Here is a 16,634-nt window from a genome sequence, read left to right as displayed (position 1 = left end):
CCACGGTATATTGGGCCGCATCATCGCACAGATGGCGGTTTTCATCCGGCCGCCCGCCAGACGCCCATGCTCCTGCTTGCCACTGCGGACCAGAACCGCCTGCTGTCGGCCCTGCCAGCCCACGAGCGCGACCATCTGGCGCACTATCTCGAACCGGTCGTGCTGCGCAGCGGCGACATCCTGTGCGAAGCCGGCACGGTGCCAACCCATCTGTACTTCCCCACCAGTACGGTGATTTCCATCCTGCATCTGATGGAAAACGGTTCCTCTTCCGAACTGGTGGCGGTGGGCAATGAAGGCATGGTCGGCATCCCGCTCCTGATGGGCGGCGAAGCGACCGGCGCGCGCACCGTGGTGCAGGCGGCCGGCCACAGCCACCGGCTGCGCGCCGAACTGATGCGCGAGGCATTGCTGCACGGCGGATCGGCGATGCCGCTGTTGCTGCGCTACACCCAGGCATTCATGGTGCAGATGGCCCAGAACGCCATCTGCAACCGCTATCACAGGATCGATCAGCAGCTGTGCCGCTGGCTGCTGCAGAATTTCGACCGCGTCGGCAGCGCCGAAGTGGCCATCACCCATGGCATGCTGGCCGCCATTCTGGGCGTGCGCCGGGAAGGGGTGTCGGAGGCGGCGGCGCGGCTGCAGCAGGCCGGCGCCATCGGCTGCCGGCGTGGTCATCTGAGGATGCTCGACCGCGGCCTGCTGGAATCCATGGCTTGCGACTGCTATCGCGCCGTGCAAACGGAATTCTCGCGCCTGTTGCCGCAGGCTGCAGGCAGCCGGTGTGCGGGGAAGGAAGCGCGGTCCTGGCAGTAGTGGGCGATTTCCCCGGCATGACCCCGGTTTGCGCTGCGCTTAACCCAGGCTACCTGCTGATGAACTGATGCCGTCAGGCGCTGCGGGTATTGCCGACTTCACACACGCTGCAAATGGTTTCGATCAGTGTCTGGGCCGACAGCGGCTTGGCGACGTGGGCATCGAAGCCGGCGAACGAGGCGGCACGCTCGTCGCGCGTCATGGCGAAGGCAGTCAGCGCGATGGCGGGGATCATCGCGCCCTTGTCGCGGCTGCGCTTGCGGATGGTGCGGATCAGCTCATGGCCGTCCATGCCCGGCATGCCGACGTCGCAGATCAGCAGGTCGAAGCTCTGCCTGTCCAGCAGCTGCAGGGTTTCGGCAGCCGATGCCGACACCGCCACATTGGCGCCAAAGCTGGTCAGCAATGACTGCGTGGCCAGGCGGGCATCTTCCTCGTCGTCGGTCACCAAAATGCGCAGGCCCGTCAGCGGCGTCATCGGAAACTGCTGCAGCAGCCGCTCGGTGCGGTCGCTGACGATGTTTTCCGTTGCCTCGGTCAGCGCCGGCAGCCGCACCGTGAAGCGCGATCCCTGATTCAGGCCGGCACTATCGGCCTCGATGGTGCCGCCGTGCAGCTTGACCAGGCTGGCGGCAATGGCCAGGCCGAGTCCGAGCCCGCCCTTGCGCCGGGTCGCCGAGGCGTCTTCCTGGCGGAAGCGTTCGAAGGCATGGGGCAGGAACTGGGGCGCGATGCCGCAGCCGGTGTCGGTCACGGAAATGAGCAGCGACTCGCCATCGAAGCCGGCCTGCAGCGTCACGCGGCCGCCGCTGTCGGTGAACTTGATCGCATTCGATACCAGGTTGGTGACGACCTGGTTGATGCGCCGCTCGTCGCCATCGATCAGCACCGGCGCCGGCGCGCGGCATTCAAGCGTCACGCCTTTCTGCTCCGCCATGGGCTTCTGCGACAGCGCCACGCTGGTCACCAGCGCGGCGGCATCGAACGGACGTTTCGCCAGCACGACCTTGCCGGCAATGATGGCGCTGGTGTCGAGCAGGTCATTGATCAGCGCCGCCTGCAGATGCACGTTGCGGTTGATGACTTCGGCGGCGCGGGTCACGGTATCGTCCTCGGAAGCGCGCCGTGCCAGCAGCTCTGCCCAGCCGGCAATGGCATTGAGCGGCGTGCGCAACTCATGCGACAGCGTCGCCAGGAATTCGTCAGCCATCAACGCCACCCGCTCGGCCTCGGCGCGGGCCTGGCGTTCCATGTCCAGCGCCTGTTCGGTGCGCTCGGCCTGGGTGATGGCGTCATGCACGTTGGTAATGGTGCCGACCCACCGTATGATCCGCTGGTCCTCGGCGCGCAGCGCGCGGCCGTGTATGCGGAACCATACATAGGCGCTGTCGTTGTGGCTGCGCAGGCGCACCGTGCAGTGCAGATCGACGCCGCTGGCGCGGCTGATGCTCCATGCATTCATCAGGGTGAGCAGGTCGCTCTGGTGCGCAAGCGATGTCAGCTGGTCCAGGCGCGTGACCGGGCCGGGGCCAAAGGTCGTATGCCACTGCTCGTTGCGGTATTCGAGCACGCCCTGCGGGTCGGCCTGCCAGACGATGTGCGGCAGCGACTCGGCCAGCGTGACGAATTCCAGCTCCCGCATCAGCGCCGTGTGCGACAGCGCGCGGCTGTCATTGGCCAGCTGGTGCAGCACATCTTCGACCTGGGCGATGTCGCCAAGGCGCCGTCCTGCCTTCTGCGGTGCGGGAAAGGAAGGCGCCAGCGCCATCGCGGAGTCGGCCAGCTTTCTTACCGGCGTGAGCAGCCGGCCGGTGACGAACCAGGCAATGCCGGCGGCAAGCAGGCCCAGGGCCAGCGCGCCGGCGAAGAACCCGCGCTGCAGCATGGCCACCGGTGCGAATGCCGCCGAGACCGGCTGGCGCGCCACCACTTTCCAGCCAAAACCGGCAAACTGCCCGCTCGGCTCGGTGGGCATCATTGCCGTCAGGTAGTCTGCGCCGTTGGACCAGCCGACAACGCTGGCGCTGGCGTCAGGCAGGCGCCTGGTCAGCTGGCTCAGCGCGCTGCCGACCGGCGTGCTCTTGTCGGGGCCCAGCACAACCTTGTTGCGTGTGTCGAGTATCAGCATCTCGATGCCGCGCTTTTCCTTCAACGGCCCCAGCACGCCGGCACGCACGCCGTCCGTCCATTGCCAGCTGACATGCGCGGCCAGCACCCGAACAATCTTCCCGCTGTTGTCGCGCACCGGCGCGGCCGCATCAAGAAAACGCAGCGGTTCGCCGCTGGCTGGCCGTGGCAGCAGTTCAGCCAGCCGCACCGCTTCATGCACATCGCCGACGAAGGCGCCCTTGCGCCCCTCCTCGAATACCGGGCGGCCGACCAGGCTGCCGCCTTCAAACACGCCGCCGGTGGCGGCCAGCACCTTGCCGGAAACGGCATCGACCAGCGCCAGGTAGGCATACTCGGGACGGGTGGCGACGAACTGCTCCAGGGCGGCGCGCACCTCGCCCTGTGCCGTGCCTGCATTGCGGAAGACCTCGCGGCTCGCCTGCACTTCCACGTCGCGCCCGAAGTCGTCCATGCCGGCGGACAGTTCGCGTGCCATCTGCTGCGCTAGCGCCTCGATATTGGCGCTTGCCAACCGGGCGATTTCGCGCCTGGCCAGTTCGCCCAGCACGCCGGCCAGCGCCACAGCCAGCATAAGGATCACTGCGCAAAAGGCAGCGCCCAGACAGACATGAAGGCTGATGTGTTTTCGGAACATCGTTCTCGGCGCGGAAGAGGTGTTGAGAAGGCGGCAGACTGGAGCCGTATCGTCACTGAATCTGAAGGGTGGGTCAAGGCATGTCACAAATTTATTGCTCGAAAGAATGGTTGCCCAGTTTTGCTGATGGCGGCTTGCGTGTTTCCGGCCAGGCGCAATCTTCTTCCCCAGCCCTATTGTGCGAGCGCAAACAATGGAAGGGCGCTGGCCGGAACTGGACCGGAGGCGCCTTCTCTAATCGCCTGTTATCGCGGCCGCGCTACCAGCGCATTGCCGCGCATTTCCATGCCTTCCGCCCCATTCCCATGTCACAAGCAAGGAGTTTTGTATGGCAACAATGAATCCGCATCTGACCGAGAGGCGTCATACGCCAGAGCGCCGTTCCGCCACCGGCAGCAGCATGGCGCGCCGCATGGGCGCCATCGACTGGCTGGCCATGGTGCTGATGATCATCGGCGGCATCAACTGGGGGCTGGTTGGCCTGATGAATATCGACCTGGTCGCCACCATCTTCGGCGACATGACCACCGCATCGCGCGCGGTGTATGGCCTGGTGGGTCTGTCGGCGCTGTATTGCATCTATACCCTGAGCAAGATGGCGGGTGACGCCCATCGCTATTAAGCCGCAGCGCCTGCCGCTCCGGAGGGGCCGCACTGTTGTTCCGGGGCCGGCGCCGGTGCCAAGGACGGCCGGCGCGCCGCTGTTCGCCGCTGCCTTAACGCTGCCGGCGATGCATCATGTTTGACTTCATCGTCCGGTTCATCACCGAGCATGGTTATCTCGCCATCTTCGCGCTGATGGCCGCGGAAAACCTCTTCCCGCCGATTCCATCCGAGCTGATCATGCCGCTGGCCGGCTTCACGGCCGCCAGCGGCAAGCTCAACCTGTTTGCCGTGCTGCTGGCCGGCGCGGCCGGCTCGGTGGCCGGCAGCACGCCCTGGTATTACGCAGGCCGGCTCTATGGACGTAAGAGGTTGCGCACGCTGGCCGGCAAGCATGGCCGCTGGCTCACCGTCAAGCCCGATGACATCGACAAGGCATTGCAGGCATTCGAGCGGCATGGCCGCAAGGCGGTGCTGTTCGGCCGGCTGGTGCCGGCGGTGCGCACCCTGATCTCGGTGCCGGCCGGCATTGCGGAGATGAGCGTGCTGCGTTACCTGGCCTATTCCGCAATCGGCTCGCTGGTCTGGGCCAGCCTGCTGGCAGGCGCCGGCTACCTGCTCGAAGCACAGTACGACACGGTGGCCCGCTATCTCGATCCGGTGTCCAAGGCCATTGTCGGCTTCCTGACTGCGACCTATCTCTATCGCCTCGCAACCTACAGGAAGGAAAGCGCCTGAGGCCGCGCCAGATTCAGGCCCGCGGCCTGCCGCGTGCCGCCAGCCGTTCCATCGGCCCCTGCGCATGGCGCGACAGCCACCAGCGGCTGGCCAGCGCCTGCAGCATCATGATAGCCAGCGCAAACAGCATGAGCCCCGCCGGCGATGCCTGCGAGCCGAGCGCCGTGCCCTGCAGCAGGCATACGCCCAGCAGGGACTGCATCAGGTAATTGGTGAGCGACATGCGGCCCACCGGCGCCAGCCAGGCGCTTGCCCGCCGCATCAGCGCACCGCGCGCCAGCAGCAGCGCTGCGACATAGGCGGCGGCCAGCAATGAACCGCCCAGCGGCAGCAGGGCATAGGCCAGTTCGCCCCAGGCCGGGGCGGCGAGCGGGTTGGCCGCTCCGGTCGCGGCGGCAGCGGCCCAGGCCAGATTGAGCGGCAGGCCAATCAGCAGGCCGGCGTTGCGCACCCGCCGCCACAGCAGCGCATGGCGCTGTGGCGCAGTCAGCCATCCCATCCGCACCGAACAGATCCCCAGGAGAAAAAGCACCATCAGGTGCGGCACCAGCAGCAGCGATCCCGACGTGACTGCCAGATAGTCCGGCAGCCTCTGCGCGGCGATGTCGCCGGCTGTGCCTTCGGCGTAGATGGCGCGCGCCTCCTGCGCATCCTCGATGTAGGCAATGGCCTGTTCCTGCCGCGCATCGTCGGCGTCCTGGTCAATCGATGGGACTGACAGCGCTACGCTGGCCGCCAGCACGGCCAGCCAGATCAGGCACCAGTTGCGCAGGCTGGCGCGCACCCGCCGCAGCCGGGCATCGAAGAGGCGCAGCAGCAGGAAGCCGGCGGCGCCGTAGACAGTGAGGATGTCGCCGGCCCACAGCAGCAGGCCGTGCAGCACGCCGCAGCCCAGCAGCCATCGGAAGCGGTAGCGCAATGCCGCATGGACCTGGCCCTGGTCTCTCAGGCGGCGCCGCAGCGAACGGGCCTGCAGCGCAAAACCGGCGCCAAACAGGAAGGCGAAGATGGGATAGAACTTCTGTTCCGCCAGCAAGGCCACCGCGAAGACCACACCGCGGTCCAGCCAGGACGGCTCGGCAATGGCGCCGTAACGCAGCGCGCCAAAGCCCCAGACAAAGGACCAGACATTGACCAGCAGAATGCCAAACACCGCCATGCCGCGCAGGACATCGATATGCGCAATACGGCGCGGGCTGGCAGCGGCATCGGCGCCGCCGGCGCGGAACATTTCGGTTGGCACAGGCATCGAACTTTTCTCTCAACATACAGCCAGGACAAGGACAACATGAACGCTACGTGGATCGTCTCAGCAAATGCAAGCCGGGCAAGGTTTTTTTCCCAAGCCAGCGCCGCCGCGCCGCTGGAAGAAGTCAATGACATGGTCAACGACGGCGCGCGACTGCGCATGGTCGAGAGCAGCGAATCGGACAAGCTCGGGCCGACCTCCGGCACCAAGAGCATGCACAACACCGGCGGCGCCGTGCCCAACAAGCTCTACGAGCCGCGCCAGACGCCCGACGAGCATGCCGCCGAGCTGTTCGCCCGAGACATCGTCGCCTACCTGGAGGAGTCGCAGCGGGCAGGGCGCTTCCGGGAGTTGTGCCTGGTGGTGTCGCCGCAGTTCCTCGGCATGCTGCGCAAGCTGCTGCCGCAGCAGCTGAGCGCGCTGGTGAAGCTTGAGCTGAACAAGGATTACACCATGTCGGGCGCGGAGGAGTTGCGCGGGTATCTGCAGGCGGCGCAGGCGCTGAAATAGGCCTTGCCTTACGCGCCAGCTTCTCTGCTGGCGCTTCTCATTCCCTTCCGACGGCCGGGCCGTCTCATAACCGCAGAAGACGGCGACATGCCGGTTGCGCCGTGCGGCGCATGTGGCCGGCTTCCCCGCCAGCGGGATTGCCGACAGGGATGAACCACACGGCCTGAACGCAGGCCAGCAAAACTCCACTACAGGACGGTGCATCAGCAAATGACCCAGGCAGCGTTTCGCCAGGCCGGCTGACGTAGACACCTTTCCAGCAGATGTTCATCCACAGGGAGAAACGAAATGGCATCAGGAACACTTTCAGTTCTGGCCGCGGCACTGCTTGCTTGCGTGGCACTGGCTGCCTGCGGCGATGGCTCCAACGGCAAGGACGGTGCCAACGGCGCTCCTGGAACCAGCATGCTGGTTCGTACCGTTGCCGAGCCGGCCGGGGCGAATTGTGCATCCGGTGGGCAGAAGCTGCAGCTTGGCGCAGATGTGAACGGCAATGGACGACTGGAGGATGACGAGGTGCAGGAAACCCGGTATGTCTGCAATGGAAACAGCATTGCCGGGCCGGCAGGCGCAACGGGAGATAAGGGCGTAGCAGGGGAAAACGCACCAGAGACTGCTCCCATCGGAAAATTCCTGGCGACGCAGATTATTAAAGGCGCCATTCTTGCTTGCGAGACTGTCATACAGCGAGATCGTTCGGTCACCTGTTTCCAACCGAGAGTTAATGGCGTGATACTGGTTGAACTGGGAATGGTCAAAGAGCCATCAGGCTTGCAGACAATGAACTCGCTTTGCAAGGCCGTTACCGGCGGCAATACGTCCGGCTACACCACCGATCCGATTTCACCTGATGGTTCTTTCTTTTCCTCGTGGACCGAAGACGGATGGCATTTTTCGCAGAATGTCATCCCTGGGCAACTACAGGTCAGGCAGCTCGGCTGTTTTTCTACCCTTTGACGACGCGGGAATGTGGCGGCCTGCCGCCCATTCCATGCTACGCCTTCTCCCTGAACGCCCGATACCCCTTCGCCCTCAATTCACAAGCCGGGCAAGCCCCGCACCCATACCCCCAGTCATGCAGCTCCCCGCGCTCGCCGAGATAGCAGGTATGGGTCTCGGTGCGCACCATTTCCACCAATGCCTCACCGCCCAGCTCCCTTGCCAGCTCCCAGGTCTGGGCCTTGTCGATCCACATCAGCGGCGTCTCGATCCGCAGGTCGGTTGCCATGCCGAGGTTCAGCGTGGCCTGCAGCGACTGCATGGTGTCGTTGCGGCAGTCCGGGTAGCCGGAGTAATCCGTCTCGCACATGCCGCCCACCAGCACGTCCAGGCCGCGGCGGTAGGCCAGGGTGGCAGCCACCATCATGAAGAGCAGGTTGCGGCCCGGGACGAAGGTGTTGGGCAGGCCGTTTTCCTGCATCGCGATCGCCACGTCCTTGGTCAGCGAGGTGTCGGAGATGCGGCCCAAAAGGCCCAGGTCCAGCATGTGGTCCTCGCCCAGGCAGGCATTCCACTCGGGCGACATCGTGCGCAGCGCCTGCAGCACGGCAGGCCGCACTGCCAGTTCGACCGCATGCCGCTGGCCGTAATCGAAGCCGATGGTTTCGACCCGTTCGTAGCGGGCCAGCGCCCAGGCGGCGCAGGTGGTGGAGTCCTGGCCGCCGGAAAACAGTACCAGGGCGCCCTTTGCATTGCTCATTGTGTTGTCCTTACTTTGCTGGTTGGCCGCGGATTTCCCGCAGCGTCTGTTCGATGTAGTCACCGTCGTTTTCGGTATAGCGCAGCTTCACCGGATACCACTGCAGGTCCGGCGCCAGCCAGATGTCGAGCTGGCGTCCCTTGGCGTCGGGCGGCGGATTGCGGGTCACATGCCAGGCCGTAGTGGGGCCGGACGGGCCGTTGACCTTTTCCTGGCCGACCACGCGGAAGGTCCATGGGTCGCCGTCGCGCTGGCCAACCACGAAGAAGTGCCAGTTCGAGCCGGCCCTGAATTTCGCCGGCGTGGCGCGCGCCACCGAGCTCAGCTGCCAGACCACGCTGGCGTGGTCCTGTTCGCCGCCCTGGATCGGGTAGCTGCGGTCGGAGGCCTCGAAGCTGATCTTCTTCGCCGCCCGGTCGAAGTTCACGCTGGTGGCACCCTTGCGGTAGCGCTGCTCGGTGAAGCGCGCCGGCGCCAGGCCCCAGGCATCGATGCCGCCCTCGCTCTTTTCCTCCAGGATCTTCCCGACCAGCATGGCGCGGGTGGTCACGCCTATCGTATAACCCTGGCTGGCATGGTCCCAGCGCATGGTCGCTTCGCCATTGAGGGACAGGCCGCTCTGGCGCGCCTTGATGCCATAGTCCAGTTCGGCCGGCGGCGGCAGCCGGGTCGGGTATTTCGGCGGCGCTGCCGCCAGCGCGGTGCCGCTGGCGACGAGGCACAGCAGGGTTGTGCAAACGGTGGTGAAACGCATTGGGGACGGGTTCTCCATGTCAGATTGGCGTGGCGGGATGCAGCGCCGACACCGCCAGCTCCAGGTATTCGCCGCTGGCTTCGGTAAAGCGCAGCCGCACCGGATACCAGGAATGCCCCGGCGCAAGCCAGATATCGAGCTTCTGGTCGCGCGAGCCGGGCAGCGGCACGCGGCTGACGTGCCAGGCCTGCATCGCGCCGGCCGGCGTGTCGATCCGTTCCTGTCCGATCACCCGGATCAGCCAGGGTTCCGCATCGCGCACGCCGGCCACGAACACCCGCAACTGCGCGCCGGGTGCATATTGCGCAGGGTCGCCCAGGCCGATCGACGCCAGTTGCCAGACGATGCTGGCGCGGTCCTGCTCGCCGCCGCTGCGCGGATAGGAAGCCGTGGAGGCCGAAAAGCGGATGCTGCCCGGACTGGCTTCGAAGCGGGTGACGGTTTCGTCCTTGCGCATGCGCTTTTCGACATAGCTCTGCGGCGCCACGCCAAACTCGTCGAAGCCGCCCTGGCTCTGGAAGCGCAGCACGGTGAAGAACAGCACGCCGGCTTCGCCGTCGATGCGGTAGCGCTGGCCGTCGGCATGCCAGACGATACGGCCGTTGCCGAACACTTCCTTGCCCTGTCGCAGCGCCCGCACTTCGTACTTCAGGTCGACCGATGGCGGCGGCCGCACCTGGTAGCGCGGAAAGCTTTCCCGCTCCGGCGTTGCGGGAGCGGCCTGCGATGGCGGCTCGGCCGACGCGGTTGTCATGCTGTCAGCCGGTATGGCCGCTGGCGCTGGCGCCGGCTCAGGCGGCGCGGCATCGGCGAGCGCGGGCCCGGCCACGGTTTCCGCAGGCGGCGCGACCGCAGGCGGGACGCTGGCCTGTCGTGGCGCCTGTTGTGGCGCAACGGCTTTCGGTTTGGCCCTGGGACGCGGCGTTGGCCTGGGCGGCGGTGGCGGCGGTTCCGGCGCCGCTGCAACCGGCGCCGGCGGCGGCAGCAGGGCCACCGCCACCGGCGGCGCATGGTCCCCGGCCAGCGAGGGCAGCCCGATATGGCCGCCCGCCCAATGCAATGCCAGCGCATGCAGCAGCAGCGACAGCGCCAGCACGGCCAGCATGCGCAGCAGCGGGGCGCGCCAGCGTTGGAAAAGGGAATATTTTTCGGACATGGCGCTAGTGTAGCCGCTCGGCGGCCAACGGTCGCCAGTCATGCTGCGGCGCGGCAAAGCAAGTAGAATGGCGCCTTTTTTGCGGGGGCACCATGTTCAGAACACTGCTGGCAACGCTGTTGCTGCTGCTTGCCAAGGGCGCCGCTGCCGGTGCGCCGATCCGCATCGGCATGGTCGAAGGCATGTCCGGCCCCTTTGCCAATGCCGGCGAGGCGGTTGCGCGCAATATCCAGATGGCGGTCGACAACGTCAACGCTTCCGGCGGCGTGCGCCTGCCCGACGGCAGGCATCCGCTGGCGCTGACAATCTTCGACAGCAAGCAGGGCGTGGAAGAGGCGCTGATCGAATTTCGCCGCCTGTCCGACCAGCGCATCGGCTTTCTCATGCAGGGCAACAGCTCGGCAGTGGCGTCGGCGCTGATCGACGCGGTGGAGCGGCACAACAGCCGCGCGCCCGATCAGCGCATCCTGTTCCTGAACTACTCGGCGGTGGACCCGGCGCTGACCAATGAAAAATGCAGCTTCTGGCATTTCCGCTTCGACGCCCATGCCGACATGCGCATGCATGCGCTGACCGAGGTGATACGCCAGGACAGCCATGCGAAAAAAGTCTATCTGATCGGCCAGGACTACAGCTTCGGCCGCCAGACCGCGAAGGCGGCGCGCAGCATGCTGGAGGCCAAGCGGCCGGACATTGCCATCGTCGGCGACGAACTGCACCCGATCGGCAAGATCAAGGATTTTTCGCCCTATGTGGCCAAGATCCGCGCCAGCGGCGCCGACAGCATCGTCACCGGCAACTGGGGCAATGACCTGACGCTCCTGGTCAAGGCGGCGCGCGAGGCCGGCCTGGATGCCAAGTTCTATACCTTCTACGGCAATGGCCTGGGCGCGCCGGCCGCGATTGGCGATGCCGGCGTGGGGCGGGTGCGGGCGGTGGCCGAATGGCATCCGAACGCCGGCGGCCCGGCCAGCGATGCGTTCTACCAGGCTTTCGGCAAGCGCTATCCGTCGCCAAAGGACGACTACGTGCATCTGCGCATGCATCTGATGGTGGGCATGCTGGCGGCGGCCATCGAAAAGGCCGGCAGCACCGAGGCGGCGGCGGTGGCGCGGGCGCTGGAAGGCGCGCAGTTCAGGAACAGCTTCCACCAGGCCACCATGCGCGCCGCCGACCACCAGCTGATCCAGCCGCTGTATGTGTCGGTGATGCAGAAAAAGGGCGAGGGCGCGCGCTTCGACAATGAAGGCAGCGGCTATGGCTTTCGCACCGAGCGTTACCTGTCGGTCGAGGAAACCGCACTGCCGACGACCTGCCGGATGACGCGGCATTAGAGCGGAGTCGGCCTGACTTGACTCGCCGAGGCCGGCCGTATTGCCCCTGGCACTGCGTTGCGCCTCCTCGCCGTAGCACCGCTACGACTCGTCGTCACCCTTGCAGTGCGCGTCTGCGCCTGCAGGCGCAAACCGGTAACCAGGCGCAAAGCAATGCTTTGCGAAACCCCTGCTTACCCCTTGTCCCAGGGGCAATACGGCTCGGCCTCGACTGAGCCAGTCAGGCCGACTCCGCTCCAGCGCGCCGCCAGCGTTTCTTGCTTCGACCCAGGTCAAGATGTAGGAAGGCGCCGCCTGAATCGCCGCCGGTGCAGGTTTTTTTCCGTGGCTTTTCTGCTACGCTAAGCGGACATCAAACGTGGAGATCAGCATGGCAGATTCGAGCATGTCCGGCATTCCAGGCGTGGGCGCAATGACCGACACACTGGAGTTCGTCAAGAACCTGTGGGGCGGCATGAAGATACCCGGCATGGCAATGCCTTCCCTGTCCGTCGACGACGTGAACAAGCAGATTGCCGATCTGAAGGCAGTCGAGTCCTGGCTCAACGTCAACATGAGCATGTTGCGCAGCACGATACAGGCGCTGGAAGTCCAGAGCGCCACCCTGGCCGCGCTGCAAACCATGAGCAACAGCATGAATTCCCTGGCACAGGCCGGCATGCCGCAGGCGGCGTCGGCCGACAGCAAGCCGGCAGCGGACATGGCCAAAGCCTTTTCGTTTGCCCCGCCGCAGGCCGAGAAGCCGCCCACCCCGGGCGCCGGCGACAAGCCGGCAAGCGAGCCGCCGCAGGCCAATGCCGATATGGGCAATGCCACCGCCTTCGCCAATCCGGCGGCCTGGTGGAACCTGCTGCAGGATCAGTTCAAGCAGGCCGTCAGCACGGCAGTCACCACCGAGCCGCGCGCCGAGCCGCGCAGCGAGCCCAAGGCGCCGGAAGCGGAAAAAGCCAAGCCGCGCGCCCGCAAGACGGTCGCCAAGAAGCGCGCACCCAAGGCCTGAGCGCCTGACTGCCTGAGCGCAGGGCGGCGCCGTCGTGATTCAGGCGGCGCGGGGCTGCTTGCTGATCTGCGCCAGGAGCGCTGTCAGCCTGTCGATCTCCACCGGCTTGACCAGGTGATGGTCGAAGCCCGCCAGCACCGAACGTTCGCGGTCCTGCGCCTGGCCATAGCCGGTCAGCGCAATCAGCACGGCGTCGCGGGTGGCGGGAGATGATCTCAGGCGGCGCGCCAGTTCATAGCCGTCCATGTCCGGCAGGCCGATGTCGAGCAGGCAGATGCCGGGCGCCTGCGACGCCGCCCGTTCCAGCGCGTCCTTTGCCTCATACGCCACCGAGACCTGGTAACCCTGCAGCTCCAGCAGCATCGCCAGGGTATTGGCGGCGTCGACATTGTCATCCACCAGCAGCAGCGAAGCCGCCGGCGCGACATGCGCCGGATGGCCGCCATCCTGCGCCGACGGCATGCCGAGGCTCTGGCCCGGCGCCAGCGGCAGGCAGACCGAGAACACGCTGCCTTTGCCCGGCCCGTCGCTATGGGCCGCCACCCGGCCGCCATGCAGTTCGGCCAGGCTCTTGACCAGGGCCAGCCCCAGCCCCAGTCCGCCCTGGGCGCGGTCCGGCGAACGCTCGCCCTGGGTGAACAGGTCGAACACATGCGGCAGCAGGTCAGCCGGCATGCCGATGCCGTTGTCGCTCACCGTCAGCGCCAGCATGCCGTTCTCCACCCTTGCGCGCAGCCGCAGTTCGCCGCCCGGCGGCGTGTACTTGGCGGCATTGTTGAGCAGGTTGGTGCAGATCTGGACCAGGCGGATGCGATCGCCCAGCAGCGGCGGAATGCCCGGCGCGATGTCGATCTCGAGATGATGTCGCCGCGACTCCACCAGCGAGCGCACCTGTTCCATGGTGCTGGCGATGACCTGGTCCAGCATCACGGCTTCCCTGTCCAGCGTGACCAGGCCGCGCGTGACCCGGGATACGTCCAGCAGGTCGTCAATCAGGCTGGTCATGTGCTCGACCTGCCGGCTGATGATGTCGCTGGTCCGGGCAATGCGCGGATCCTCCACCTGCGCCAGCCGCAGCAGCTGGGCGGCGGTGCTGATCGGCGCCAGCGGATTGCGCAGCTCGTGGGCCAGCATCGCCAGGAACTCGTCCTTCCTGCGGTCGGCCGCGCGCAGCGCTTCCTCGGCCCGCTTGCGCTCGGTGACATCGATCGAGATGCCGCGCACCGTCGCCGGCTCGCCGGCGGCGTCGCACACCACCTTGCCGCGCGCCTCCACCCAGATCGTCGCGCCATTGTCGGGGCGGATCATGCGCACCGTGCCTTCATACGCCCTGCGCTCGGCAATGGCTTTCTGCACCACGCCGCCGATCTGGGCCATGTCTTCCGGATGGACCGCCGACCAGCCCGGCGGCGCATCGTCCTGGCCATGCCCGAACACATCCTTCACATTGAACGAATAACGCACGCGGTCCTGCTTCAGGTCCCACTCCCACACCACCATGCGCCCTACCTGCAGCCCCTCGCGCAGCCGTTCCTCGCTGTCATGCACCGCCTCGGCCGCCAGCCGGCGGTCGGTCACGTCATAGCCTTCGATGAAGATGCCCGAGACCTTGCCATCGAATCCGAGCACCGGCTGGTAGATGAAGTTGATGAAGCGCCGCGTCGGCGCGACATCCGGCCGGGGTTGCAGCACCACCGGCGATTCATGGCCGAAGAAGGGCTGGCCGCTGGCATAGACCTGGTCGAGCAGGTCGAAGAAGCCTTGCGACTTCAGCTCCGGCAACGCCTCGCGCACGCTCTTGCCGAGGATGTTCCTGCGGTCGATCAGCTGCGTGAAGCTCTTGTTGGCCAGCTCGAACACATGGTCGGGGCCGCGCACCACGGCCATGAAGCCGGGCGCCTGCTCGAACAGGCCGCGCAGGCGGTCGCCTTCGGCCGCCAATTGGCGCGACAGCGCCGCTTCCGCCTGCCGTCGGCTGGCTTCGGCGGACGCCCTTTCCACCGCCGACCAGATGCGCTCGGCCATGTCCTCCGCCAGCGCCACGTCGCCGTCGCGCCAGCGGCGCGGCGCGGCCTGGGCCAGCACCAGCAGGCTCTGTTCCTGATCGGTCTTGCGCAGCGGCACCGCCAGCAGCGAGCGCACCGCCACGCCGGCGTATACGGAGGCATGGGCCGCGGTGCGGCTGTCGGTCTCGACATCGGTGACCCAGAACGGGCCGCCGCGCTGCACGCTCTCGGCCAGCGCCGCGCCAAGCTGCGCGACCGGGTAGGCCTGGCCCTGTATGCCCGGCACGCTGCCGTCATGCCAGTCGCTGTTGATGCGCAACTGCTGGCCGTCCTCGGCGATCTGCGCATACAGCACGCGGGTCAGGCCAAGGTGGCGGCCGAGCAGGGCGGACGCGGTCTCGGTGATCTGGCCCGGTTCGGTCAGGCCGCGCAGCCGGTCCGCGATCTCCAGCTGGAAGCGCTGGCGCCGTTCCGACAGGATCTGCAGCGTGGTCTCGGTGCAGGCGCAGAACATGCCGGCCACCTGGCCGGATTCGTCATGGATGGGGCTGTAGGAAAAGGTAAAGTAGGTTTCCTCGGGAAAGCCGTTGCGCTCCATGACCAGCAGCAGGTTATCGGCGAAGATCGATTCGCCCCAAAGCGCCGTGTCCACCAGCGGGCTGATGTCCGACCAGATTTCCGACCAGAGTTCGGCGAACGGCATTGCCAGCGCATGCTGCTGCTTGTTGCCCAGCACCGGGATATAGGCGTCGTTGAACAGGAAGGTCAGCGTCGGGCCCCATGCCAGGAACATCGGGAAGCTGGAGTTGAGCATGATGCCGACCGCGGTGCGCAGCGACGATGGCCAGGTGGCCGGCGCGCCCAGCGGCGAATTGCGCCAGTCATGGTTGCGCATGCGGGCGCGCATCTCGCCGCCGCCGGCCAGCAGGTCGAAGTTGCTCTGTGCTTTCTGGCTCACGCTGGCCTACCTCCGGTGCTGCGGCAGCCTGGCGGCAGGGCCGCGGGTGTCGCTGCAGGCGTGCACATGCGCCGACGCGCCAGGCCGGGATGCGGCAAGGGCGGCGCCATCAGGTGCAAGGGACGGCGTGGCGCTCAAGGCCAGGGAGCGGGTGCAACGCTGACAAACTGGGCGCCGCCTTCGGAAGGCGCCAGCGCCTCGCCCTTGGGATGGCGCACCCGCTGGCTGATCGCATGCACCGCTTTCCTGACATCATCGAAGTCCTCCAGGGAAACCGGGCGCTCCCGGTCCGGCCAGCTGGTGACGGCCCATTGCATTAGGTCCTGGAAGCGCTGCTCCAGGTCGGCGGCAAACTGCTCCTTGTCGGTCTGGTCACTCATTGCAATACCTCGTTCGCAGTTCGTATAACGGTCGATTTTACTGTAAGACGCGGTTCGCCTCCGGCATTCGGTCAAGCTCGGGCCGGATCGGAAAATCAGCGTTTTCCTACGCAAGGCCAGCCGCCTCGCTGACACCGGCGCAAAAAGCGTGCGCCTATGATGTAGCCTTGCCAGAAAACCAAGGAGACTTATCGTGGCCAGCGAAACGACAGGACCGGCCGGACCGGACAATGGCGCGCCAGCCGGCGTCGAGCCGGCGAAGAAACGCAGCGGCCATCCGCAGGACGGCAGCCAGCTGCAGACCGTGGTGGAAGAGCAGCTGTTCATCGAAACCGCCAAGGACGACCAGTTCAGCGTCATGCCGGGCGACCCGCGCTCGCAGCCGCCGCACCACGACAAGGCAAAGCGGCCGCCGCAGGGCGCCGCGCCCGCATCCGACCTGGAGCCGCCCGAGCGGGCGCGCGAGACCAGCCCGGAAAGCGCGCCGGAAGAACCGGTCGAAGGGCTGGTGCTGGGCAACTCGGGATTCCCGTCGAGAGGCAATTGAGGTGCCCGGCAGGGCGGGTTTGTTCTACAGCGTGTGAAGGCGATTGTTTTGCCACCCACGGCCGCATTACCATTTAGAATTTCAGGCTCCACATGCCAACCTCCTGTGCCGGCTCCC

The 16,634-nt window shown here is 66.4% G+C and carries 16 protein-coding genes; 9 read left to right on the top strand and 7 right to left on the bottom strand.

Going from position 1 to position 16,634, the window contains the following annotated elements:
- The first annotated feature begins 66 nt into the window (after window positions 1–66).
- Window positions 67–819 carry a Crp/Fnr family transcriptional regulator gene (locus KTQ42_RS13700; protein ID WP_217346002.1) on the top strand — a complete coding sequence of 251 codons (753 nt, stop codon included), beginning with the start codon at window positions 67–69 and terminating at the stop codon, window positions 817–819.
- A 73-nt stretch (window positions 820–892) separates the two neighbouring features.
- Here the strand turns inward: KTQ42_RS13700 and KTQ42_RS13695 are convergent, their stop codons facing one another.
- The gene (locus KTQ42_RS13695; protein ID WP_217346001.1) at window positions 893–3,520 is read right to left on the bottom strand and encodes an ATP-binding protein; all 2,628 of its coding nucleotides are present in this window, start codon (window positions 3,518–3,520) and stop codon (window positions 893–895) included.
- Window positions 3,521–3,663: 143 nt separating this feature from the next.
- On the opposite strand from KTQ42_RS13695, the gene KTQ42_RS13690 reads away from it, so the two are divergent.
- From KTQ42_RS13690 to KTQ42_RS13680, 3 genes are all read left to right on the top strand, one after another.
- On the top strand, window positions 3,664–3,924 hold the full coding sequence (locus KTQ42_RS13690; RefSeq protein ID WP_217346000.1) for a hypothetical protein: 261 nt from the start codon (window positions 3,664–3,666) through the stop codon (window positions 3,922–3,924).
- Window positions 3,912–4,205: a DUF378 domain-containing protein gene (locus KTQ42_RS13685; RefSeq protein ID WP_217345999.1), complete on the top strand. Its 294-nt coding sequence runs from the start codon at window positions 3,912–3,914 to the stop codon at window positions 4,203–4,205. Before KTQ42_RS13690 ends, KTQ42_RS13685 begins: the two co-directional genes overlap by 13 nt.
- Before the next feature lie 116 nt (window positions 4,206–4,321).
- Complete coding sequence (locus tag KTQ42_RS13680; protein WP_217345998.1) at window positions 4,322–4,924, top strand: DedA family protein; 603 nt, start codon at window positions 4,322–4,324, stop codon at window positions 4,922–4,924.
- Window positions 4,925–4,937: 13 nt separating this feature from the next.
- Here the strand turns inward: KTQ42_RS13680 and KTQ42_RS13675 are convergent, their stop codons facing one another.
- Window positions 4,938–6,173 carry a DUF418 domain-containing protein gene (locus KTQ42_RS13675; protein ID WP_249222759.1) on the bottom strand — a complete coding sequence of 412 codons (1,236 nt, stop codon included), beginning with the start codon at window positions 6,171–6,173 and terminating at the stop codon, window positions 4,938–4,940.
- A gap of 39 nt (window positions 6,174–6,212) precedes the next feature.
- On the opposite strand from KTQ42_RS13675, the gene KTQ42_RS13670 reads away from it, so the two are divergent.
- The gene (locus KTQ42_RS13670) at window positions 6,213–6,683 is read left to right on the top strand and encodes a host attachment protein (protein WP_217345997.1); all 471 of its coding nucleotides are present in this window, start codon (window positions 6,213–6,215) and stop codon (window positions 6,681–6,683) included.
- Between the two features lie 288 nt (window positions 6,684–6,971).
- Window positions 6,972–7,640, top strand: coding sequence for a hypothetical protein (locus tag KTQ42_RS13665; RefSeq protein ID WP_217345996.1), 669 nt, complete (start codon window positions 6,972–6,974; stop codon window positions 7,638–7,640).
- A gap of 37 nt (window positions 7,641–7,677) precedes the next feature.
- Here KTQ42_RS13665 and queC read toward each other — a convergent pair whose 3' ends face one another.
- Genes queC through KTQ42_RS13650 form a run of 3 tightly spaced genes read right to left on the bottom strand, consistent with a single transcriptional unit; the run spans window position 7,678 to window position 10,292 of the window.
- On the bottom strand, window positions 7,678–8,382 hold the full coding sequence (gene queC, locus KTQ42_RS13660) for a 7-cyano-7-deazaguanine synthase QueC (protein WP_217345995.1): 705 nt from the start codon (window positions 8,380–8,382) through the stop codon (window positions 7,678–7,680).
- A gap of 10 nt (window positions 8,383–8,392) precedes the next feature.
- Window positions 8,393–9,136, bottom strand: a complete 744-nt coding sequence (locus KTQ42_RS13655; protein WP_249222758.1) for a DUF3108 domain-containing protein — start codon at window positions 9,134–9,136, stop codon at window positions 8,393–8,395.
- A 19-nt stretch (window positions 9,137–9,155) separates the two neighbouring features.
- Window positions 9,156–10,292, bottom strand: coding sequence for a DUF3108 domain-containing protein (locus tag KTQ42_RS13650; RefSeq protein WP_217345993.1), 1,137 nt, complete (start codon window positions 10,290–10,292; stop codon window positions 9,156–9,158).
- Window positions 10,293–10,384: 92 nt separating this feature from the next.
- Here KTQ42_RS13650 and KTQ42_RS13645 point away from each other — a divergent pair, with 92 nt between their 5' ends.
- Both KTQ42_RS13645 and KTQ42_RS13640 read left to right on the top strand, forming a co-directional pair.
- Complete coding sequence (locus KTQ42_RS13645) at window positions 10,385–11,626, top strand: branched-chain amino acid ABC transporter substrate-binding protein (RefSeq protein ID WP_217345992.1); 1,242 nt, start codon at window positions 10,385–10,387, stop codon at window positions 11,624–11,626.
- Window positions 11,627–11,996: 370 nt separating this feature from the next.
- Window positions 11,997–12,626 carry a PhaM family polyhydroxyalkanoate granule multifunctional regulatory protein gene (locus KTQ42_RS13640; protein ID WP_217345991.1) on the top strand — a complete coding sequence of 210 codons (630 nt, stop codon included), beginning with the start codon at window positions 11,997–11,999 and terminating at the stop codon, window positions 12,624–12,626.
- 39 nt (window positions 12,627–12,665) lie between these two features.
- On the opposite strand, the gene KTQ42_RS13635 is transcribed toward KTQ42_RS13640, so the two are convergent.
- Entirely contained in the window at window positions 12,666–15,590 is a 2,925-nt protein-coding gene (locus KTQ42_RS13635) for an ATP-binding protein (RefSeq protein WP_217345990.1), read from the bottom strand.
- A 134-nt stretch (window positions 15,591–15,724) separates the two neighbouring features.
- Window positions 15,725–15,970: a hypothetical protein gene (locus KTQ42_RS13630; protein WP_217345989.1), complete on the bottom strand. Its 246-nt coding sequence runs from the start codon at window positions 15,968–15,970 to the stop codon at window positions 15,725–15,727.
- 193 nt (window positions 15,971–16,163) lie between these two features.
- On the opposite strand from KTQ42_RS13630, the gene KTQ42_RS13625 reads away from it, so the two are divergent.
- Window positions 16,164–16,517 (top strand): hypothetical protein, encoded by a 354-nt coding sequence (locus tag KTQ42_RS13625; RefSeq protein WP_217345988.1) that lies wholly within the window; start codon window positions 16,164–16,166, stop codon window positions 16,515–16,517.
- Window positions 16,518–16,634 lie beyond the last annotated feature (117 nt).

The sequence above is a fragment of the Noviherbaspirillum sp. L7-7A genome (assembly GCF_019052805.1).
Taxonomy (GTDB): Bacteria; Pseudomonadota; Gammaproteobacteria; order Burkholderiales; family Burkholderiaceae_D; genus Noviherbaspirillum_A.
This window is presented reverse-complemented; position numbering and strand designations above follow the sequence as displayed.